The organism is Methanosarcina sp. DH1, assembly GCF_020804205.1.
Classification (GTDB): domain Archaea; phylum Halobacteriota; class Methanosarcinia; order Methanosarcinales; family Methanosarcinaceae; genus Methanosarcina; species Methanosarcina vacuolata.
On the sequence record NZ_WJBJ01000021.1, the window covers coordinates 155010 to 174773 of the forward strand.

General features: G+C 38.9%; 23 protein-coding genes. 13 read left to right on the plus strand and 10 right to left on the minus strand.

Going from position 1 to position 19764, the window contains the following annotated elements; all coding sequences use genetic code 11:
- Positions 1 to 467 precede the first annotated feature (467 nt).
- Positions 468 to 1217 (minus strand): RNA ligase partner protein, encoded by a 750-nt coding sequence (locus tag FXW07_RS11910; protein ID WP_229395624.1) that lies wholly within the window; start codon positions 1215 to 1217, stop codon positions 468 to 470.
- 793 nt (positions 1218 to 2010) lie between these two features.
- Between FXW07_RS11910 and FXW07_RS11915 the strand changes: the two genes are divergently transcribed.
- Both FXW07_RS11915 and FXW07_RS11920 read left to right on the plus strand, forming a co-directional pair.
- Positions 2011 to 2445, plus strand: a complete 435-nt coding sequence (locus FXW07_RS11915; RefSeq protein WP_198146790.1) for a hypothetical protein — start codon at positions 2011 to 2013, stop codon at positions 2443 to 2445.
- 421 nt (positions 2446 to 2866) lie between these two features.
- Positions 2867 to 3259, plus strand: a complete 393-nt coding sequence (locus FXW07_RS11920) for a thioredoxin family protein (RefSeq protein ID WP_048118400.1) — start codon at positions 2867 to 2869, stop codon at positions 3257 to 3259.
- Positions 3260 to 3371: 112 nt separating this feature from the next.
- On the opposite strand, the gene FXW07_RS11925 is transcribed toward FXW07_RS11920, so the two are convergent.
- From FXW07_RS11925 to FXW07_RS11935, 3 genes are read right to left on the minus strand one after another with little or no spacing between them, the layout of a single operon-like run.
- Complete coding sequence (locus FXW07_RS11925; RefSeq protein ID WP_229395625.1) at positions 3372 to 4166, minus strand: ABC transporter permease; 795 nt, start codon at positions 4164 to 4166, stop codon at positions 3372 to 3374.
- 4 nt (positions 4167 to 4170) lie between these two features.
- Entirely contained in the window at positions 4171 to 4380 is a 210-nt protein-coding gene (locus FXW07_RS11930) for a hypothetical protein (protein WP_229395626.1), read from the minus strand.
- Positions 4364 to 5014, minus strand: coding sequence for an ATP-binding cassette domain-containing protein (locus tag FXW07_RS11935; protein WP_229395627.1), 651 nt, complete (start codon positions 5012 to 5014; stop codon positions 4364 to 4366). Before FXW07_RS11935 ends, FXW07_RS11930 begins: the two co-directional genes overlap by 17 nt.
- A 358-nt stretch (positions 5015 to 5372) precedes the next feature.
- Between FXW07_RS11935 and FXW07_RS11940 the strand changes: the two genes are divergently transcribed.
- The 3 genes from FXW07_RS11940 (at position 5373) to FXW07_RS11950 (ending at position 8429) form a co-directional block, all read left to right on the plus strand.
- The gene (locus FXW07_RS11940) at positions 5373 to 6326 is read left to right on the plus strand and encodes a deoxyhypusine synthase (RefSeq protein ID WP_229395628.1); all 954 of its coding nucleotides are present in this window, start codon (positions 5373 to 5375) and stop codon (positions 6324 to 6326) included.
- A gap of 4 nt (positions 6327 to 6330) precedes the next feature.
- Complete coding sequence (gene pyrF / locus FXW07_RS11945; RefSeq protein ID WP_229395629.1) at positions 6331 to 6996, plus strand: orotidine-5'-phosphate decarboxylase; 666 nt, start codon at positions 6331 to 6333, stop codon at positions 6994 to 6996.
- A 251-nt stretch (positions 6997 to 7247) separates the two neighbouring features.
- Positions 7248 to 8429: a tyrosine-type recombinase/integrase gene (locus FXW07_RS11950; protein ID WP_197078825.1), complete on the plus strand. Its 1182-nt coding sequence runs from the start codon at positions 7248 to 7250 to the stop codon at positions 8427 to 8429.
- A 30-nt stretch (positions 8430 to 8459) separates the two neighbouring features.
- On the opposite strand, the gene FXW07_RS11955 is transcribed toward FXW07_RS11950, so the two are convergent.
- Positions 8460 to 9632, minus strand: a complete 1173-nt coding sequence (locus FXW07_RS11955) for a hypothetical protein (protein WP_156150957.1) — start codon at positions 9630 to 9632, stop codon at positions 8460 to 8462.
- Between the two features lie 368 nt (positions 9633 to 10000).
- Here FXW07_RS11955 and FXW07_RS11960 point away from each other — a divergent pair, with 368 nt between their 5' ends.
- Together FXW07_RS11960 and FXW07_RS11965 are read left to right on the plus strand one after the other, a co-directional pair.
- The gene (locus FXW07_RS11960) at positions 10001 to 10174 is read left to right on the plus strand and encodes a hypothetical protein (RefSeq protein ID WP_156150958.1); all 174 of its coding nucleotides are present in this window, start codon (positions 10001 to 10003) and stop codon (positions 10172 to 10174) included.
- 290 nt (positions 10175 to 10464) lie between these two features.
- The gene (locus tag FXW07_RS11965) at positions 10465 to 12843 is read left to right on the plus strand and encodes a DUF927 domain-containing protein (RefSeq protein ID WP_048153861.1); all 2379 of its coding nucleotides are present in this window, start codon (positions 10465 to 10467) and stop codon (positions 12841 to 12843) included.
- 1003 nt (positions 12844 to 13846) lie between these two features.
- On the opposite strand, the gene FXW07_RS11970 is transcribed toward FXW07_RS11965, so the two are convergent.
- Complete coding sequence (locus FXW07_RS11970) at positions 13847 to 14056, minus strand: hypothetical protein (protein ID WP_048153863.1); 210 nt, start codon at positions 14054 to 14056, stop codon at positions 13847 to 13849.
- A gap of 348 nt (positions 14057 to 14404) precedes the next feature.
- On the opposite strand from FXW07_RS11970, the gene FXW07_RS11975 reads away from it, so the two are divergent.
- Both FXW07_RS11975 and FXW07_RS11980 read left to right on the plus strand, forming a co-directional pair.
- A complete protein-coding gene (locus FXW07_RS11975; protein WP_229395630.1) occupies positions 14405 to 14860 on the plus strand; it encodes a hypothetical protein in 456 nt (151 codons plus the stop codon).
- 16 nt (positions 14861 to 14876) lie between these two features.
- A complete protein-coding gene (locus FXW07_RS11980; RefSeq protein ID WP_229395631.1) occupies positions 14877 to 15176 on the plus strand; it encodes a hypothetical protein in 300 nt (99 codons plus the stop codon).
- Here FXW07_RS11980 and FXW07_RS11985 read toward each other — a convergent pair.
- The 4 genes from FXW07_RS11985 to FXW07_RS12000 all read right to left on the minus strand — a co-directional run bounded on the left by FXW07_RS11985 (position 15173) and on the right by FXW07_RS12000 (position 17026).
- Positions 15173 to 15757 (minus strand): hypothetical protein, encoded by a 585-nt coding sequence (locus FXW07_RS11985; protein WP_229395632.1) that lies wholly within the window; start codon positions 15755 to 15757, stop codon positions 15173 to 15175. The genes FXW07_RS11980 and FXW07_RS11985 overlap by 4 nt on opposite strands.
- A gap of 119 nt (positions 15758 to 15876) precedes the next feature.
- Positions 15877 to 16029, minus strand: a complete 153-nt coding sequence (locus FXW07_RS11990) for a hypothetical protein (RefSeq protein WP_229395633.1) — start codon at positions 16027 to 16029, stop codon at positions 15877 to 15879.
- Between the two features lie 376 nt (positions 16030 to 16405).
- Positions 16406 to 16720: a hypothetical protein gene (locus FXW07_RS11995; protein WP_229395634.1), complete on the minus strand. Its 315-nt coding sequence runs from the start codon at positions 16718 to 16720 to the stop codon at positions 16406 to 16408.
- Between the two features lie 120 nt (positions 16721 to 16840).
- Complete coding sequence (locus FXW07_RS12000; RefSeq protein WP_229395635.1) at positions 16841 to 17026, minus strand: hypothetical protein; 186 nt, start codon at positions 17024 to 17026, stop codon at positions 16841 to 16843.
- Positions 17027 to 17255: 229 nt separating this feature from the next.
- On the opposite strand from FXW07_RS12000, the gene FXW07_RS12005 reads away from it, so the two are divergent.
- The 4 genes from FXW07_RS12005 to FXW07_RS12020 all read left to right on the plus strand — a co-directional run bounded on the left by FXW07_RS12005 (position 17256) and on the right by FXW07_RS12020 (position 19687).
- Positions 17256 to 17414: a hypothetical protein gene (locus tag FXW07_RS12005; RefSeq protein ID WP_229395636.1), complete on the plus strand. Its 159-nt coding sequence runs from the start codon at positions 17256 to 17258 to the stop codon at positions 17412 to 17414.
- A 50-nt stretch (positions 17415 to 17464) separates the two neighbouring features.
- Complete coding sequence (locus FXW07_RS12010) at positions 17465 to 17860, plus strand: DUF1249 domain-containing protein (protein WP_229395637.1); 396 nt, start codon at positions 17465 to 17467, stop codon at positions 17858 to 17860.
- 494 nt (positions 17861 to 18354) lie between these two features.
- Complete coding sequence (locus tag FXW07_RS12015; RefSeq protein WP_229395638.1) at positions 18355 to 19149, plus strand: hypothetical protein; 795 nt, start codon at positions 18355 to 18357, stop codon at positions 19147 to 19149.
- Positions 19136 to 19687, plus strand: a complete 552-nt coding sequence (locus FXW07_RS12020) for a BREX protein BrxB domain-containing protein (RefSeq protein ID WP_229395639.1) — start codon at positions 19136 to 19138, stop codon at positions 19685 to 19687. Before FXW07_RS12015 ends, FXW07_RS12020 begins: the two co-directional genes overlap by 14 nt.
- Positions 19688 to 19764: the final 77 nt, after the last annotated feature.

Consider the following 19764-nt stretch of genomic DNA (forward strand, 5'->3'; position numbering starts at 1 on the left):
CTAATCTTAAAAAGGTACAGTTCCTTTAAATGCAATTTCCCTGAATTCAGTTTCTCTAAAGGCATTTTCTTTAAAGGTACGATTTCTTTAAAGGTACGATTTCTTTAAAGGTACGATTTCTTTAAAGGTACGATTTCTTTAAAGGTACGATTTCTTTAAAGGTACGATTTCTTTAAAGGTACGATTTCTTAAAAAGTACGATATCTTAAAAAGTACGGTTTCCTTAAGGCATAATTCCTTTAAGGCTTGATAAAATTGGCATCTACTATTCCTCACTAAGGCTCAATAGCTCGATAATACAGGTCTGAAGTTAATTCCCCGGATTAAACCTCAAGACTGTTATCGGACTAAATTTCAAGCCTCTGATCTGAGCATATTTCAACCTTCTTATCTGACTAAGTACCCAGATTTTCATTATTATCCGGGCTTTGATTTCGATAATTATCAAGCATTGAGTATCAAAGTTATTAGATAAATTCTATTTCTCCCGATGGTCCTTCTTTGTTTTTGCCTCGGTTTTCGTACTCTGGTTCATTTTCGTTTTCCGGAAGATGCTTCAGGTACTCCTGTATCATCATGGGAAAAACGTTTGCAGGTACAAAGCGGACTCCAAGCTGTTCGGCCCACTTTTCAATCCCGTAATCGCTTGCAATTACGGCGGCATCAAGCTCCTTGGCAAGGATAAGAACATCAATATCAGGAGCACTATCGAGAATTCCATATCTCAAAGCAGCTCGATATTTGTTCCGGAATTTGCCAATGATCCCTCCAATTACTTCCCTCTCAACCTCTTCCTTATACTCTTTTTTCTTGTTTTGCGGATTTTCCATAAAGAGGCATTCAGTAGCTGCCTCCCATATCGCGTCCTCAGCTACTCCCATTCCCCGGTTAATTCTTTCCCGCATATAGGCAACATATTCATGAAAGATCTGAGAAGTTACGCTAACTCTATACCGGTCAGGAGATTTTTTTACAAGCCAGGTATCTATTTTAGCCACGACCTCCCTGTCACAGCCGTTGCGACTTGCAAATTCGTACATCTCTTTATATACTGACGGATAGGGCACGTAGCAACTTATCCCGAAATGCAGACGAGCATCGGCTATCAGGTCAAGAATCGCTTTCATCCCCTCGCAAAGGGACGCATAGCCCATAACCTCACGCGTCTGCAGGTCCGTTAATGCTGTAGTATCCAGCACAAATCTCTGCTTGAGCATTTTTTCGAACCCTTTTAAGTAATTTTATCGTCTTATGTATTCTTTATCGTTTTGTATTCTTTATCGTTTTGTATTCTTTATCGTTTTATGTATTGATCAAAGATGAATAAAATTCTTTGTTTTATTCCCTTATTTTCTTCCGTTTTAGTTTATTAAATTAGTAACTTCCTTTTTGTTTTCTTGAGAATTCCCATTAATTCTAATTCTTATTCTGTTTGCTTAATAACCCCCACTCTGTTTGCTTGATAATTTTAATTCTGTTTGCTTAATAATCTCCACTCTGTTTGCTTGATTATTTTAATTCTGTTTGCTGATAATTTTAATTCTGTTTACTTCGCAACTTATTGCGATTAATAGCTACTTTCATTCAGATTAAGTACTATATTTTTATTTTTCTTCTGGTTTTATATTCCACCTTTTATTCTGGAAGCCACTTGTTTTTTGATCAAAATCAATAACTGTATATAGTTTCAAGCCCTATATTTATATAGGGAAGTTTAAAACCAGAGACTAGAAAGCGGTTTAAAACACATTTTTGTGAAGTGTCTTCTAATGTTGTTTCGATTCAAATGCAGAAAATATTTCCGAGACGACATTATCAAAAACATGTTTCTGTGAATTTATATTGTTTGCTTTCCCATCTCTGGACCGATCTTCTCGAGGTTGACATGCTAGCAAGCCAATGCCAGCAGGTAAAACACAGCTCAACGGTGTGAAAGACTGAGCCGGATTGGACACCTAAAGCCCGATTCGGTATGAGTATGGGTAATAAGCTGAAACTGGGGAATATGATTTGAGTGCAAACACGGAGACATTGAAACCTTGTGTAGGCTCAGCACAGGGTTTGGTGAGAAATCCTCTTGACACAGGAGGCGACACAATGAAGGAGCATTGCAATATTTGTGGTCGGGAACTGATGGAAGATGTACTGGTTGTGGACACCAGCCTGGATATGAAACCAATAAAATTCAAAGAAGTTCACGGAGAAAAGTCCGATCTAATATGCATTGAGTGTGCAATTGATTCGATTGAGAATCCACCTTTCGTATGTTCGAGATGCGGCCAGCCAATCGAATTTAATGAAAAGTTCTATGTATTTAAGGAGGCAACCACAAAACCGGGTGGCCCCAAAGTTGACTTTAAAGAAACATGTCTTGAGGACAAATATGTCTGCAGCACATGTTTTAGTGAGATAATGAACCCCGTGGGTGAAGAAAAAAAGATTTAAATGGAAAACCTTTCTATAAACTTCATTCACTCTTTTTAAATTTTGAATCCTTTGACAAGGATCGGGTTTCAGTTCCTGGAAAATCTCGCCAAGATAATACAGAACTGATTCTTCAGTTCTGTCACCCGCTTTTTCTAATTTTTTTTGTTTCTATTGTCTTTCTTCTCAATTTGTTTAGAACTTCCTGCCTAGAACTTCTTGCTCAAAAAAGTGATCTGGACATTTTTTAAGAAACTTATCCATAAATGTGTGAACTTTAATTTTACAAAGCATAAATATTAATCTTATAAAAATAGATAATATTGACCTACTAAGCACAATCTGATATACAAAATTTGATTAACTGAATGACTGCTTTCGACAGGTCTAAAGCTCGATTAATTTGTTCAGTTGACCTGTTCATAACTTCGGGGGTAATTGATTGAACGGAAGCAATGTGATCGAAATCCAAGACATGACATGGGGAGAAGTAGTAGAAAGCTCTAAAAAGCCGGTTATTGTAATGTTCTACAGCCCGACCTGCCCTTATTGCAAAGCTATGGAACCTTATTTTATGAACTATGCAAAGGAATTCCAGAATTCAGCTATTTTTGCCCGCATAAACATTGAAACAAGTCCCTGGACTGCGGAAAAATACGGAGTTCAGGGCACGCCTACGTTTAAGTTCTTCTGTCACGGAAGGCCTGTATGGGAACAGGTAGGCCAGATTTATCCTTCCATACTGAAAACTGCAGTTGAAGATATGATTCATTACGGAGAAGAGTGCATAAGAAAAAGTACTCCAGTTGGTCAGGACATTACAGGATACGCTTGAATCAACCTAACTGAAGTATTCAACCTAACTGAAGGATTAAGAGTATTTTTTCAATCTTTTGAGCTCTCAAGTAAAGCTCTCAAGCTTTTGCATTTTTCAGTCACAATTTATTTCAGATATTTTTCTCGTATAATTTCGTATTTACAAGCCCGTACTCATCAAAAGCTGTCCTGAAGCTTGTAAGAATGCTGAGGGTTGTGCCAAGCAGGGTTGAAACATATTGTGCTATCATGATGGTAATTTGATACTTAATGGCAACTAGAGGGCTTGCTCCCCCAAGAATCTGTCCGGTCATCATCCCTGGCAAAGTGACGATCCCCACGGACGCGATGTTTGCTAAAGTGGGTTTTACTGCAGCTCTTAAACTTTTTCGCAGGTATGGGAGAACAGCCTCATACATGCCCGCCCCAAGAGATAAGCTGTATAGATAGCGGTTCTCATTTCGCTTGATATCGCTATAAAAGTCACCTATTCCTACCACATTTCCTCGAAGCGAATTTCCAAGAAACATACCCGCTATAGGAATCAGGTAGCGTGCTTCAAGAAGATTCTCCAGATTAATAACGAATTTATTGAAATATAATAGAACTGCCAGGCTTGAAAAGGCAATTGCTAAAATGATAGGCGCAAAGAGTTTTTTTACATTAAGATCCACACTTTTTATTGCCGTATAGGACGCAAAGAAGATCATTATCCCTACCCAGGCCAGGTTTAAAAGTCCATTATTCAGGTTAAAAATAAAGTTCAGAAAAATGCCTGCTAAAAAGAGCTGGATTGACATCCTGAAGACAGCTTCCAGAGTGCTTTTTTCGAGTTCAAGCCGGATTTTCCAGCTTATGAAAATCGGAATTGCAAGTAAGAAAAAACAGAAAATTAACGAGGTGTAGCTAATATCATAAATTGGCATTTTTTCAGTCTTCCGGGGTTTTGTTTTTGTTTATTGGTTCGTTTACTGTTTTGTTTATTGTTTTATTTACTGGTTTGTTTACTGCTTTATTTACTGTTTTGTTTACTGTTTTATTTACTGGTTTGGTTACTGTTTTATTTACTGTTTTGTTTACTGTTTTGTTTACTGGTTTGTTTGAATATGATCCTGGAAGTTTCTCAGGACCTGGTTTCAAGATTTATTGTTTCCATCCAGTCGCGTTCCCATTCCCTATCATGGGAGACGATCAGAAGAGTCCAGTCTTCTCGGGCAAGGAAATAATCTGCAATCTTCTTTTTTAATTTCGCGTCAAGAGCGGAAGTGACTTCGTCAAGCAGGTATATGTTCCTGTTCAGGAGAAGAGCAATGAGGATTCCTATTCGCTGCTTTTCTCCACCCGAAAGCTCTTGGAAATCCTTCTCAAGGACATCGTCTTCCAGTTCTAGCTCCCGCATAAAAATCCTCAGTTTTTCATTGTCTAGTTTTTCTTTATTTGCCCTGTAAGAAAAGATATCGTCTAAGAGGCTTTTGACCTTTCCTTCCCCAAGGTCAGTATTCTGTACTACATAAGCAATTTCCTTTCGAGCCTCCCAGCAGGTTTTTGAATCGATTACCCGGTTCTTGAAATAGATGGTGCCTTCCGAAGGCTTTGTAAAACCAAGCAGTATTTTTAAGAGGGTGGTTTTTCCTGTTCCGGACTTTCCCCGCAGGAGAATTTTTTGTTTTTTCTTTACGGTCAAGTTAAAACCTGAGAGTATCTTTCTGTTCTCAAAAGAAACCCCGATGTTTTCGTATTTAATCAGTTCATTATTTAATGGTTCAGCAGACATGTTCTTAAGACCTTACCATGAAGGTATTAATATTACCTGATTATATTCTAGCCTGATTCTTTCAGTTATTAATCTGATATAAAATGTGTAATGATTCAGAGTCTTAGATTTTCAGGCAAGATTGTATTCTAGATCGATGGTCTAGAGTATTGTACGTGAACGTTAAAACTGAATCAATAAAGAGAAAGTTTATCATATACTATGTGTTTTCAGGTAATTCAATATCAGCTCAAAAATAATCTAGAATTAATAATTATTAAAGAGATAATTCTCAAAGAGATAATTCTCAAAAAGATAGTTTTCAAAGAAATAATTCTCAAAGATATGGTCTATCATACCTTTTCATGAGGGAAATCGAATGGATTGTAATACTCCAAACAAAAAACTTTCGACCCCAATCAAAGCCGCAAAGATCAACCCCGACATGAGTGTTGATGATCTTGTCAGGGAATACAGAGGCTGTGCCTTTGGAGCAGGCAGGCTGGCTGAGGCCGTAGAAATCTATTATGAGATGCTTGCTTCCGAAAAAACTACGAAATTTTTCGGGCTTGCAGGTGCCATGACTCCTGCAGGCATGAGAAACATTGTTGCGGATTTAATACGAGACGGCTACATCGACGTGCTTGTCACGACCGGAGCTAATATGGTGCACGACACTGTTGAAGCTCTGGGACTTCACCATTATAAAGGCACAGACTGTGCAAATGATATCCAGTTAAAGAATGAATGCATTGACAGGATTTACGATGTTTATCTTCCTGACCAGCACTTTACAGATCTTGAGGACTTTTTACAGAGTGTTTATGCCGGACTTCCTCAGGAAAAACTCTCGATCCGGCAGGTGCTTACTGAGATCGGAAAAAACCTTGATGATGATTCCTCTATCCTGAAAACCGCAGCAGAGATGGGAGTGCCTGTATATTGCCCTGCTCTTCAGGACTCAGTCATAGGGCTTCAGGCCTGGCTATATAAGGAAGGAAACCCTCTACATGTTGATGCATTTGCTGATATGCACGAATTTATAGAGACCTGCTATGCGGCTGAGAGTGCAGGTGCCCTGCTCATTGGTGGAGGGGTTCCCAAAAATTATATCCTGCAATCCATGCTTGTGACTCCAAAGTCCTTTGACTACGCTATCCAGTTAACAATGGACCACCCTGAGACTGGCGGCTTGAGCGGGGCAACCCTTGATGAAGCCCAGTCCTGGGGAAAAGTAGGGGAAAACGCAAAAGCCGTAACCGTGTATGCAGATGCAACTATTACTCTCCCGCTTATGGTTGCAGCTGTGCGTACACGCCTTTCAAAGAGGTGATTTCATGGAAAAGAAAAGCTGTATGATCCTTGCCCTTGATGTTTCCGACAGGGAAGAAGCTCTTAAAATTGCAGAAGATGTCTCGGAATTCGTGGACGCTATAAAGGTAGGCTATCCTCTAATACTTGCTACCGGGCTTGGAATCATCAGGGAGCTTGCAGAGTTTGCTCCTATAATAGCCGATTTCAAGGTTGCCGATATTCCAAATACCAACCGCCTTATCTGCGAGCAGGTCTTTGAGGCAGGAGCAGAGGCAGTCATTGCCCAGGGCTTTACAGGCCGAGACAGCCTTGATGCCTGCATTGAGGTCGCTTCCGAGTACAGGAAAGACGTGTTTGTGGTAAGTGAAATGAGCCACCCGGGAGGAGCCGAATTTCTCCAGCCTGTCGGAGAAGCAATCACAAGAATGGCAGCCGAAGCAGGAGCTTTTGGCCTTGTTGCACCCGCGACCAGACCGGAAAGAGTTAAGGCGATTAGAAAAATTATCGGCGATAAACTTACCATAATTTCCCCTGGAGTTGGCGCTCAGGGAGGAAAAGCATCTGATGTTATTGCCGCAGGTGCAGACTGGGTAATTGTAGGAAGAGCCATTTACAAAGCAGAATCCCCGAGAGAAGCTGCCCGCAAGATTGCTGCCGAGATCGAGGCCGAAATCAAGGGAGAAAACTAAAAAACTTTTTTTAAGACATATTTTGTATCTTCATATTTTGTCTTTTCATATTTTGTATCTTCATATTTTTTTATTTTTTTCTGAAAGATATTTCTTATATTAACCCAATGTATTATCTGAACATCAATTGAGTGCCTGTGATGAAAAAGTTCGCTGATTTCATGATGAGCCCTATGAGTTCTGAGGCACGAAAATTGAGTACCTCATGAATTAAATACTAAGAATGCCATTTACTTAGTATGTTCAAACTAGTGGATGCTGAAAACTTCCTAAGGTCTGAAGAGCTTTCAGAATGTAATCGGGAAATTTTGAGTAAGTATTTCAGATATTTGAGGCATGAAGGGAATAGTGAAAGAACAGCTTTAAACCATATGGAAAATATGATATGGATAGCGAAGGCTCTTCATGAATGTGATTTGGGGAAACTTACAGAGGATGACCTTTATCTCTTTTTTGATGCTTTAGAAAACTATACTTACAAAGATAGGGCAGGAAAGGTAAAGAAATATTCTGATCCGACAAAGGAGACTCGAAAAGTATCTTTCAAGAAGTTCTTAAAATGGAACAAAAATTACGAGCTTCACGAAAAAATAAAATGTAAGAGACTCAAAGGAAAGAAGCTTCCTGAAGACATCAAGTGTAAAGAAGATATTGTAAAAATGATTGAAGCAGGCAGCAATAGTCGGGACAGAGCCATTATAGCTTGTTTTTATGAGTCTGGCGCCAGAAGAGGGGAACAACTGTCTGTTAAGCTCAAAAACGTAGAGTTTGATGAGCATGGGGCTGTGATTACCTTCCCAGAAGGTAAGACCGGAGCTAGGAGGGTTAGACTGGTTTTCTCTGCTCCATACCTACGGGAATGGATAGATGATCACCCTAGAAAGGATGACAGAGATGCACCTTTATGGTGCACATTGGACAAAAAAGCTGGCCTTATGTCAGCTACCGGGCTTGTTAATGTATTCAATCGATGTGGGGAAAAAGCAGGAATAGAGAAAAAAGTCAATCCTCATTCCTTCCGCCACGATAGAGCAACTCACCTAGCTGCAAATTTTACAGAACAACAGCTCAAGATGTATTTAGGTTGGTCTCCTACATCGACCCAACCAGCTACATACGTTCATTTGAGTGGAAAAAATATGGACGACGCTGTTTTGAAAATGTATGGCATTAAAACAAATGAAGATGATACTGAATTCTTGAAGCCTGGAGTGTGTCCCAGATGCCATGAGCTAACTCCTGTAAATGCAAGGTTCTGTCTTAAATGTGGATTGCCTTTATCTAGAGAAGCTACAACAACGGTAGAATCCATAAAAGAAGATTATATGCAATTTGCGGACTTCGAAGAACTTAGAAAAATGAAGGCTGCATATGAACAGGGGCTTGAAGAAATCTCCAAGTTTAAGGAGGAGATGTTTAAAGCCAAAAAATGATTCATATAAAGTTCTGATGGGATTGTTATTTCATATAATTCCCATTTTTTTTCTGCATTTTTCGTAATAATCATCATAAAGGTGCTCTAACTTATCGAGTTCAATATCCAATTGTTTTATATTAAATATGTCAAATGAAGTAATCTCATTTATCTTAGATACAAATTCTCGTTCTTCGTAGATGTCACTACCGTCCATAACGTCTCGCCGATAAAAGTGGTCGAAAACTTTGTCGAAGCTTATACTTACGTTTTGATACTGATTGACTATTATAGTATGTATTTTAGTGGGCAAGTCTGCCGGAAATTCTTCCATTAGCTTTTCAAATATTTTATCAGGCATTTTGTTCAATCCTTCCTGATTCTGTAGGGAATCTTTAGGAAGTTTCTTCTCCCTTTCTGAGAGGATTTCATCCGACATCTTCATAGATAGCTCTTTTACAATTATTTGGATCTGCTTGTGGGAGTTTTTCTCTTCTAACGGGAAATTTATTTCTTCCAACATTTCTTGGAATTTTTCTTCTGATATTGTGCTATTCTGAAAGCTCTGTGGAGAATTTTGATAAATATCTAAATTCACTGAATCTTTTATGTACTCTTCATCAACAACCGACCAAATGCCAGGAATTTTCTGAATCCTTTTCATACATTCAGGATAAGCCTCGTGAATCAATTCCTCGATCTGTCTTTCGATCTTTCGTTTCATAAAGTCTCCGTCCGCCTGGTAAAATCTGGAAGCTCTGGCGTGTAATGTCTTAATTTCAGTATCCAGACATTTCGCGAAAAAAGAAGAAGATAATGATAATTGAACAAACGCTTTTTTTGCATGAATTGAACCTGCAGTAAAGTTAAACTTCTTGATGACTATATTAACAGATTTTTCATATTTGTTCAATCGTATCTCAGGGAAAAGAGACATGATATTCTTCAAATTTTCTATTTTTGTTATATCCCACTTGTTCTCAAAACCATCCCTTGGAGGTTTAATTTTTTCTATACAATTATCGTCTTCTAATCCATTCAAGTGGTTATCGATGTTCTTCTTATTTCTTATCCCATATTTTTCTCTTAAATGTGTTTTTAAATCTGTTGCTGATACAGCGTCATTTTTACTGAGAATATACGAAATAATTTCAGATTTTACTTCTCCTATGGGTAGACGATCTCCTGGACTTCTATCTTCTTTTTTTTCTACTTGTACCATCTGTAAATGCATATGCTTAGGTGTATAAGTTCTTTGCTTCTACCTCTTGATAACATGGTGTATGACTTGTTTTTCATACCCCTAGGTATTACCTCATCTAAGGATATTTTTTTACAATCTCAAAACATATGTGTAGAATAGAGGAAAGACAATGTTAATCTTTAGAAATAGAAAATTGCAGCAGGTCAGAGGTTCATTTTTTGTTCTTTTGCCCCCAGAATGGATCAGAAGCAACTTAATGAAAAAAAGTGATTCTGTGAAAATTGTACTGCTTGATGATGGAAACCTTAAGATTTGCCCGGTTCCTGCCACCCGCCAAGATGAAGGAACCGGAGTACCGACCACAACTTAAACGGAAGTGTCCAGCTATGAAAAATATGATCCTAAGTAATATATCATTTTTGGAATGGACAAAGCTGGTGAGTACTCAGCACCCTGACATATTGGAGCATATGAGGAAGAGTACTGATCCATTTGATCGAGCTATTGCAAAACGAATAATGCAAACTGCAGGAATGGAGAAGAATGATAAAAGCAACTAAGGAAAAGGCCAGAAGGAAAGCACGCAGTAAATAACACTCATAAAACAACCATAATAGAAAAGTGTAGTAAACAGACAAGCTTCAGAGTCTGGACAACTTTGAGAAGCCTGCCTGCAAGTGCCATGCTCTTTATTTGTAAGCACCATTAAAAATCTGAAGTTGTCATATCCATAAGCACAACTTCATGTATAAATAGTGCTTCTTTGTATAAAAAGCTTTTTTGGTCTACTGCATGCGTTTGTCTGTTTTCTCTTTTTCAAAACCATGATTTCCGAAAAGGTGATTGAAAAATGGATAACTTCCCAGTAATAATGACAACAGCACAGATGATAAGCGACTCAGAAAACAGACTCAGATTCATGCTTGATCATAATAAACTGCTTCCTAAAGAAGAGCAGCAGGACGAAGAAAGAATCAAAGATATATCAGAAGTAATGGGAGAGTATCTCGAAACTAGAGCTCCTGACTTCTCAGAAGAGGCTGCAACTGAACTTATGCACACAATACCTGTGCCTGGAAATAAAAGAGATAAATTCAGTGCAGCTCTCGACTTCGCAAAAACATATCTTTCAAGATTCACGTACAGTCAAATAGATGCATTCATAACTGTAGATATTTACGACTACTTCAAAATTTCAGCAGCAGAGGGTAAACTCATTTCAACAAAAATGAAGTCAATCTGCTCAGAAAATAGACAGGTAAAGAGCAAGTCAAACTTTAGCGCAACACCTAAAGACGAAAAAGAGTTTCCGCAAAACGTTAACAGCGAACCTGAAGACGATTGGGAATCATACGTGCTTCCAAATGCTGATAAGGGAGAGTACTCAATAAACTCAAACGGAATATTCAGAACAGAAACTGTAATGAGTCCAGATGGTGATGAGTCTGAGAAACTAATAACAGTTTGCAGAACACCTTTTGTACTCTGCGGAGTTAGCAAGTCTCTTACTGGTGACGAGTCTTACTATAAGATCAGGTATTCAGACAACTACGGTAACATTCAGGAATACTGGTCAAGCCCAAGTGTTCTTATGTCTAAACAGGATCTCAAGAAGGAATTCCTGCTTAAGAATATCAACTGCCCTGAGTCCGGAAACATCCTTAATGAAACTGTAGACTACGTGAGTAACTCAATCAGGGACATGGCCCAGTTCTTCAAGAAAGAGTTCTCTGCAAAACAGTGTGGATGGACTGAAGACAAGACCATGTTTGTTCTTGGAAACAGGGTTGTTACAAAGGACGGAACAGCACCAATGCTTAATATTGGAGACTCTACTGGATTTGAAGCCCTTGAGCAGAGAGGAACACTAGAAGGGTGGGTAAAAGGTACAAGAGGAATCTTTAACCACGAAATAATAAGGTTCAGAGCTTACGATACAATGTCAGCAATGACAAACTATGTCATTGGTCTCGAATCACACGTAACAGACATGTACGGTAACACTTCAGTAGGTAAAACCTTCTCAACACAAGTATGCCTAACAATGGCTGGAAGAATGGATAAGCTTACATTAAGTCCTAAGAGTACAAGGAATGGAATGTTCGTAACTGTAAGAGATTACTCAGACTTGCCTTTCCTAATTGACGAAACCACTGGTGAAGAAGACAAGATTAAAGATGTTGTCTACCAGATTACAGGTGGAATTGCCAAGATGAAAAGCACTCAGGATGGACACAGGGATGGCGGAGAAATATACCGCACCACCTGCATGACAACTGGTGAAAACATGCTCAGAGACAGTCTTGATAACGCTGGTCAGATGTACAGAGTAATTGAGCTTAAAGCTGACATCCCTGTAATGAAAACCAGAGAAGTAGAACTCATTAAGAAGGAAACTTCAGAGAACTGCGGGCATGTTGTTGACCTGTTCCTTGCAAAAGTGTTTGAAAAGAAGAACAACAAGACTCTCTGTGCAATGTACGAGACCTGTCTTGGAGAACTTCCAGAAGCAGTAGATAATGTACAGGGAAGATCAAAATCAATCTTTGCAGGAATCATGGTTGCAGGGAAGATCCTTGAAGAAGTGTTTGCAGAGATTGGAATTGACGCAATGGATGCCAAAGAGATAGTTAACAAGTACTTTGTGCTTTGTGTTAAGGAAAGACCTGTTGAAATGGAATGGGTTAGGGCACTCAGACTTGTAAACGATTGGGTAAACATTGAGTACAGGAACTTTGCAATCTGCCCTGCATCTGGCACAGTCACCAATGAAGGAAACAAGAGATGTGGATACATTGACGAGAAATACATAGACATTGTTGGGTCTGCACTTACTCTGAAACTCAAAGAAAACGGTATGAAGCCAACCAAGATAAAGGAAGATTGGATTGCAAACAATGTAATTGCCCCTAAAGACAAGAGAGGAAACCTGTCCTTCAAGAGGAATGGTTCTGCTGTCGGAGGAGTCAGGATATACATTAGCAAGATGAATGATGTTCTTGGCCTTGACTTCAAAGAAGGTGGAATTGAGGACACACCCCAGACAGAAAGTGTCAAAAAGGTTATGAAGACAGTTAGATTCCTTACAGAAATGCAGGGTTCAGCCAGTGTAGACCTGATAAAGCAGATAATCAATGATACAAGCGAAGAAATTGACAGTACTCTGTGTATGCTTGCAAAGAATGGAGATATCGAGAAGCTTAATAGCACAACATTCAAGATTGTCTAAAAACAATCTAACCTTCTTTTTTTTCGACTTTTACCTAATCAACATCATAGGAGTTGCGCCACTCCTGTTGTTGAAAAACCACTCCTTTTTTCAAGTTCATGACCTAAAACTGAAAAGGTCATGAAATCCAATTTCAAAATCATGACCTTAGTAATAGGTATCAGTAGGAAACATTGTAATACATTTTTAGCAAGTAGGTCATGTTTTTAAAATAACGAATTTTCGATATCTTAAAAGATTCTTTAGTGTTTGGGTCATGAAAGTCATGGAATTTTTGAAACATATAGAGAGATATTTGAGGGGGAGAAAAACAAAATTATTTGTGTATAGAATATTTTTTTTTCTGAGATTACGTAGCGTATATTATTTCTATATTTCATGACTTTCATGACCTTAGTGTATATAGATACTGTTTATGGCTAAAATAATTTCATGACCGTTTCATGACCCAGTGACAACTGATGCTGAATCAATTTCATGACCTATTCATGACCCAAACAAGAGTGCCTTATGGTGAAGGAGTTGCGTAATAAAAGCCAAAAGCTGTAATATAAGAGCTGAATAAAAGCTGGAACAGTGGTTGTATAGAGGCTAAATCACTAAGCACATAACCATTTTATTAAATTAAACTGATATTTATAAAATACTGTTAATGGATAAGTTTAGAGCACTATGGGAGATCATTCAACGGGCTTCGCCCTACTTGCGCTCCGGCTATGCACTGGCACAGGAGTTGCGGAATACCAATTTGCACAAGTTTGCATCCACGAATTCCAAGTTGACCGCGAAAGTTAACTTGACATTCCCAAGTCAGCATTACCTTCCCACCGCAGGAGTGGCGTTAAATTCCTGGGGGCGCGGGGGAGAATAACCAACATCTTTAGGGTGTGACTTAATTAGAAGCTCTGTATTGAGTTTAAATCGCTTGGTTGGGTTGACGAAATTAAAGAACTCTTCTTGTAGGGCTTTAGAATAAGCCTCATGCCATTTCGTAGGGACTCTTTCAGGAACTCATGTTCTGTGCAGAAGTTTCTAAGGATCTTATGGAGTAATTGTCAGGCCCTGTCAGATGCAGGTAAAGTTCTGTAATGGGCAGTCTCTGCTGAGTGAAAAATGCAGGAAACGTTCCACAGATGTTGTAATTGCAGTGTTTTGTGCCGAAACGTGCCGTATCAGTGCCAGGAGGTGCGTTACACATCTGATTCTGATGCATGAAACTTCATTCAAGATAAGGGAAGCATTGTGTTTTCATAAGCAGTTGCTGTAATTTCATCATTGGCTGCCGTGTTTTCATCATGGATTACTGTAATTTCGTCAGGAGTTATGGTTGTTTTCGTCAGTAATTATGACTGTTCCATCTAAATAATAGCGAAGTATAGTGAGGCAACTCTTTAAACTGAATTGTTCGCGTATAAATGGCGAGAGCATCGGTTATTTTAACTCACTTTTCCTTATAAAAATACTCCAGTTATCCAGTAATTCCAGGGATAAAAAGGCTTGCAGTTTCCCTACTTTCCACTGATTATATTTTTATACATTGGGCATTATAATTAATAGTTATATGCCTAGAAAAACGAAGCTAACTCCTGAACTCATTGATATTTGTGTTGAAAATATCAAGCTTGGGATGCCTTACACTGCTTGCTCAAAAGCAATAGGAATATCATATCAAACCTGGTGTAATTGGGTGAACCTTGGAAAAGACGGAAAAATGCCCTATTCTCAATGGTATATCAAGATCCAGGAAGCAGAGGCAGCCCTAATGAAAGAATGTTTAGACAGTGTTAAACTATCTATGAAACTTGGGGATGTGAAGTCTGCAATGTTTTTACTGGAAAAGCGGTTCTCTGATGATGGTTATGGAAAAACCTCTCAGGTTAACGTCAACGCTCAGAATCAGAACCTCAACCTCAATGTCAATTCTTCCGCCACGACTGAGGGCAGAGCCAAGATAAGAGCCGAAATCCTGGCAAAGCTCGCACCCAAGAGCAGGTTAATTGAGATCCAGGAATCCTAACAGGCGAGTTAAAACGATGACTCTTAAACCATCATTAGAGGACTACAGAGAGATAGGAGCAGAATTAAGCTTCCTATGTTACAGGCTCACAAAGCTTTCATGTAGATTAGGGAATGAGACAGGAATCACGAAGAAACCTTACAGGCTTGCGAGAGAGGCAGACCAGCTTTTAAGTAAGTGCAAATCAGAAGCAGAGGAATTAATGTTCCTTCATTATCCAGAGCTCGGAAGGGAAGGAATAAAGGTCTTTTACGGTGAGATCAAACTCCCGCCAGACCTGCAGTATAAGGCCCCTGAGAACTCCCAGGAGAGTTAAGCACTCTCCTTTCTCTCCCTATATGCGATCTGCTTGCACCTTGAAGAACAGTATTTAGAATCTTTCCGCTTTGATGTGAAGGACTCAGAACAGATTAAACAGGTATGCGCTTTTTCTATGTTATGGTTATTTGGCTCTGTTACACTTGTGTTACTCTCCCGCTTATCCTGTTCTGTTACTTGTATGTTACTGTTACCACTAAGAAGGGTGACAAATTCTCTTAACTTTCCCTCCAGGTTTTTCGCCATGTATGGGAGAGCAGCACGGAGGTTTGAGTTTTGGCGCCTCTCACCTATAAGATCAGGTATTTCTGGCATAGGATTATCTATAACGTAAATTTCAGGCATTAGTTTATCTAAGAGACTGTTAACCGCTTCCATGTTTTTCGTTATATTTGGTTCATTGCCTGTCTTACAAGCACTCACATATAATTCAAGGGTTGCCTGTCTCAGTTCTTCATTTGTAGTTAAAGGTTTATGTACTGCTGCTTCCCATGAGTTTTTAACAATCTCGTAAGCCTGTACTCTGTCGAGAATACTATAAAATAATTCCTTCTGTATGAGGTCTAGATATAAAGTCATTGTTACCCCAGTGTTACTTTTAGTAGTAACATATACGTAACACTATATAATTGTTAACTGTCTAAAGTGCTATTTTTTTTATACAAAAATTGTAGTCAGTATCCACAACGCACAAAAATTTAGAAATACCGCTTTCCGTTTGAAGTTTGGCCTATTACTCTGTTTGTTGCACTTGTAGTAGACATGTTGCATCTTGCAGGGACAATGTTTTCGCAACGACTAATTCGGAGCTCCGTACCTGCCTGTTTTCCTGGAGAAGATAATGTTCGCAAAGTATTTGACTCAGGAACTTTGAGGAGAGGATTTTCGAAACTGATTGAACTTTGGAGCCACTCCCTCCCCCTTCACAGCTACAGAGAGCGCAGGAGAATAGAAGATTTGTCTTTTCTACATTCTCTCATCACTGCATATAGAGATCAACACAGAGCCGCTGAATATGTCGCATGTTGCACACAGACTCCCTGATCTCTCAGAGATGAGACTGGGCTTATTATTAGCCTGCCTGCAAGGCGTTCAGTGCATGGCTGGACAAATCCACATTGCCTTTATTAAAAGCTTCTTGTAAAGGCTTAGATAAGGTGTAAGTTCACAGATGAAATCAAGAGATTAGATCATAAGAGAAAATGGAGAAGCAGTAAGAAAATATGTTTATTCGGGGATGTGTACAATTACTGTGAGTTCCTGGCCCTCTAATTCCTTGCCCACAGAAGACAGGCGCCCATTATTCCCAAAAACGCCAGTAAATACACGGTCATCAGGCGTAACCATAAGGTTATTTCGTTCCTTGTGTCCGACTATAATAGTTACTTCCTTGTTTGCGTATGCTGTTTTTTTAGGCATAGGGTATCCCTTAGAATCCACTTTGAAATATTCTACTTCATCATGTCTATTAGGGATCAGCACCATACTGCACATTATTTTCATGGGTACAGTATTAGACGGTCTATTAGATTCTCCAGTCATATTCTTTATATAGTAGACTTAAACTTTATAAACTTTATGACGCCAAAAGGGAAGTAATCGACTTATTTTCTTTCTTTCGCAGGTGCGTTCTCTTCCCCTCGTACAGAGAAAGGAGATCATTTAGATCACCCCGTGCCTTGCAAGAATCTGCTTTCCTATCTGCCATTGTTGTGCTATCCTGCAAGCTTCCTCATTTGTCAGGTTGAAAGGCTCAAGAATTAAGTAAGCCTCGGATATTGTTGTTGCTCTTTCGAGTGCTTTCTGAATTTTCTGCCATTTTGTTGCTCTTCCTTTTCTCTGAATCATTCTACTACTCCTTTTATCTTATCTGGTCTTTCTTATTCAATACTAAAATTGGGCTTAAAGTATATATGGTTTATGACTAAGAAACTGATTTAATCTACCATAACCCTATATTCCAAATGCTTCCTTTGTCTCCTATTTATGTTTTGACCTATGCTCTACTCAAAGGAATAAAGTTTATATACTTTAAGCCCAATTACTTTATTGTAGTAACATAAAAGGAGCGCAACAAATGAGAATTCAAGACCTTAAAATTGGGATGGCTGTCAGATACGAAAACCAGAAATGGAAAGGTACTATTGTTGGAATCGGTAGAGAAGAAATAGAGGTTATTTTTGAAGGGGACGGAGCACTTGAATACATCGACCCAATGTTTCTGAGGCCTTTCTAATCAGGCCTTTTGATCCTTTTTATGTTGTGCTCGGGAAAAGGTGAATGAATATGAGAAGAACTGTTTATGAGATGATTTTCGCAAGACTTCAGCAGATGGGAATTATTGACGAATCCGGAAAAACACAGGCTGACTATATGAAGTTTGTAAGCTCCGGTTTAATGTCTCTAAATGTGGATAAGCTCACATATGATACAATCGCACTGGCACACAACGGGAAGCAAAACGGGGATGTAATGGCTGACCCTGATATGGAAGTAAGAATTTATCCTGATCTAAAAATGGCTGAAGCTCTCACATTTAGAAATGATTACATGGGGATCTATCAAGAAGTATATCCAGAGACTGGGAAATATTATCCAAAACTCAAGAAAGAGCTTAATGAGTTTCTGAACAACTGGCTCAAAACTATGATTGAGATTCAAAGGTATCAATTAGCAGTATAAGAGGGGAATGAGCCGGATAATCCTGGCAAAAATCCCTTTAGGATGATTGATATTTCAGAAGGGAAAGACACAAACCTTTGATTTTTCCTTGAATTTTTGAGGCAGGATATACACGCTTTTCATGGATCATTCTGAAAAACGAGCATTATCGCCATATTTGATAAAAGTAGTTAGAGTTTATATTGATTCTGGTTTTCAATAACTGACATCCCAACCTGATTCTGCTCAAAGCAAAATCAGAACTTCTAAATATGGAGACAAGGTCATAATGTGCATATTCATTTTCAAATGAATACTATTTATAGTATATTAATCCAATTTATAATAAATCCAGGGTATATAAAGAAATATTTATGCTAGCGTTTTGGAATTAAAATCAGGTAGAAATTGATCATAGAAAATGCGCCCTCGTACAACGTCTTTGACAATGGAAATGTACTTATTAAGAGGATCAATGATTTCATCAAGTTAAAAACAACAAAGTTTGTGTAAATATGAATAAATTGAAAATTAACACTTTATCTCGCTTTGGATTCTATTTCAAAAAAGGTGGTGTACATACCGCCCGTACAATGATGCTGGAAGATCTAAAACTCTTACTATCATATGTTAACAGTCCAGATGCTTCTAAAACTGATTATCTCAGGGCCATCGAGGAAGACAACTGCTTAGGTAAGCGCTCTGGAAGAACCAAAAAGCTAACAGCGGAACACCTTGTAGAACTATATTCACTCGACCCATCAATTACTATTTTTCGAGCTATGAAGTATTTCTGGGAGCGAGATACTGATGGTCAACCCCTTCTGGCTTTAATATGTGCATACTCACGGGATGCGCTTCTTAGGATGAGTGCTCCTTTCATTATGCAGTATAAGGAAGGAGAAATAGTCAATCGTGAAACCTTGGAAGTATATATTGAAAAAAAATTTCCTGATCGCTTCAGCAAAGCGACTCTGAAATCGCTGGCTCAGAACCTTAATTCCACATGGACAAAATCCGGTCATCTTATAGGAAGAGCAAAGAAGGTACGCTCAAGAGCCAATGCAACTCCAGGATCTGTTTCTTACGCTCTATTTCTTGGATATCTAACTGGAGTTCGAGGAGAAGAGCTATTCAGGACAGAGTATGCCTGTCTTCTTGATTGCTCCATAGACCGTTCCATCGAGCTGGCTGAAGAAGCCTCTCGTCGTGGATGGATCGTTTTCAAGCGGATAGGAGATGTTATGGAAGTTTTATTCCCAAATCTTCTTACAGAACAGGAAAGGGAGTGGATTCGTGAGCAAAATTAAGCGACTTGTACAATCATACCGAAGTTATATCGCAATTCCATGGAGGAGAGATGCGGCTGCAGCTCAGCGTGTCATCTTCTGTGTTTATAACGAAAGTGATGAACTCCGCCTAAGGGCAGGAATTGATGAATTTCAAATTGCTACCCGTGATTTCGGTCATGGATGGGCTTTGTTTGATCTAACAGACACGTTTGCCGATTGGCTTGCTAAACAACGTTATGCAAAAAAATACTTTCAGCAGCCCCATCTTCTCAATGGACTGATGCATCGATATCTTGCCTATATCAAGCAGGAGTTTGAGAAGTTCCTTGAGGTTAATTCGGTCACCGAAGAATCAGTAGTAGCTTTAATGGGTGTTGGTTCACTTTTCGATTTTTTAAAGGTAAAAGATGTGGTAGAAGAGCTAGCTCCACTTGTTGAAGGTAGGCTGTTGGTTTTCTTCCCAGGGAGCTACGAAAACAACAATTACCGTCTACTCGATGGGTATGACGGGTGGAACTATCTTGCAGTGCCAATTACTGCAGACAGAGGAGTTTAAAAAAAGGAATCGTTAGAGTTTTCCAATAATATTTCGTGTTAAAAATTTTAGTTTTTCTATTCCCATCATTAAATTAT

Excerpts from the sequence above, each read along its gene's own strand:
- FXW07_RS11995 (WP_229395634.1), bottom strand. The coding sequence starts at position 16,720 with ATGACTGGAGAATCTAATAGACCGTCTAATACTGTACCCATGAAAATA.
- FXW07_RS11935 (WP_229395627.1), bottom strand. The coding sequence starts at position 5,014 with ATGTCTGCTGAACCATTAAATAATGAACTGATTAAATACGAAAACATC.
- FXW07_RS11970 (WP_048153863.1), bottom strand. The coding sequence starts at position 14,056 with ATGCATCAGAATCAGATGTGTAACGCACCTCCTGGCACTGATACGGCA.
- FXW07_RS11910 (WP_229395624.1), bottom strand. The coding sequence starts at position 1,217 with ATGCTCAAGCAGAGATTTGTGCTGGATACTACAGCATTAACGGACCTG.
- FXW07_RS12000 (WP_229395635.1), bottom strand. The coding sequence starts at position 17,026 with ATGATTCAGAGAAAAGGAAGAGCAACAAAATGGCAGAAAATTCAGAAA.
- FXW07_RS12010 (WP_229395637.1), top strand. The coding sequence starts at position 17,465 with ATGAGAAGAACTGTTTATGAGATGATTTTCGCAAGACTTCAGCAGATG.
- FXW07_RS11940 (WP_229395628.1), top strand. The coding sequence starts at position 5,373 with ATGGATTGTAATACTCCAAACAAAAAACTTTCGACCCCAATCAAAGCC.
- FXW07_RS11965 (WP_048153861.1), top strand. The coding sequence starts at position 10,465 with ATGGATAACTTCCCAGTAATAATGACAACAGCACAGATGATAAGCGAC.
- FXW07_RS11960 (WP_156150958.1), top strand. The coding sequence starts at position 10,001 with ATGAAAAATATGATCCTAAGTAATATATCATTTTTGGAATGGACAAAG.
- FXW07_RS11975 (WP_229395630.1), top strand. The coding sequence starts at position 14,405 with ATGCCTAGAAAAACGAAGCTAACTCCTGAACTCATTGATATTTGTGTT.
- pyrF (WP_229395629.1), top strand. The coding sequence starts at position 6,331 with ATGGAAAAGAAAAGCTGTATGATCCTTGCCCTTGATGTTTCCGACAGG.
- FXW07_RS12005 (WP_229395636.1), top strand. The coding sequence starts at position 17,256 with ATGAGAATTCAAGACCTTAAAATTGGGATGGCTGTCAGATACGAAAAC.
- FXW07_RS11980 (WP_229395631.1), top strand. The coding sequence starts at position 14,877 with ATGACTCTTAAACCATCATTAGAGGACTACAGAGAGATAGGAGCAGAA.
- FXW07_RS11955 (WP_156150957.1), bottom strand. The coding sequence starts at position 9,632 with ATGGTACAAGTAGAAAAAAAAGAAGATAGAAGTCCAGGAGATCGTCTA.
- FXW07_RS12015 (WP_229395638.1), top strand. The coding sequence starts at position 18,355 with ATGAATAAATTGAAAATTAACACTTTATCTCGCTTTGGATTCTATTTC.
- FXW07_RS11925 (WP_229395625.1), bottom strand. The coding sequence starts at position 4,166 with ATGCCAATTTATGATATTAGCTACACCTCGTTAATTTTCTGTTTTTTC.
- FXW07_RS11985 (WP_229395632.1), bottom strand. The coding sequence starts at position 15,757 with ATGACTTTATATCTAGACCTCATACAGAAGGAATTATTTTATAGTATT.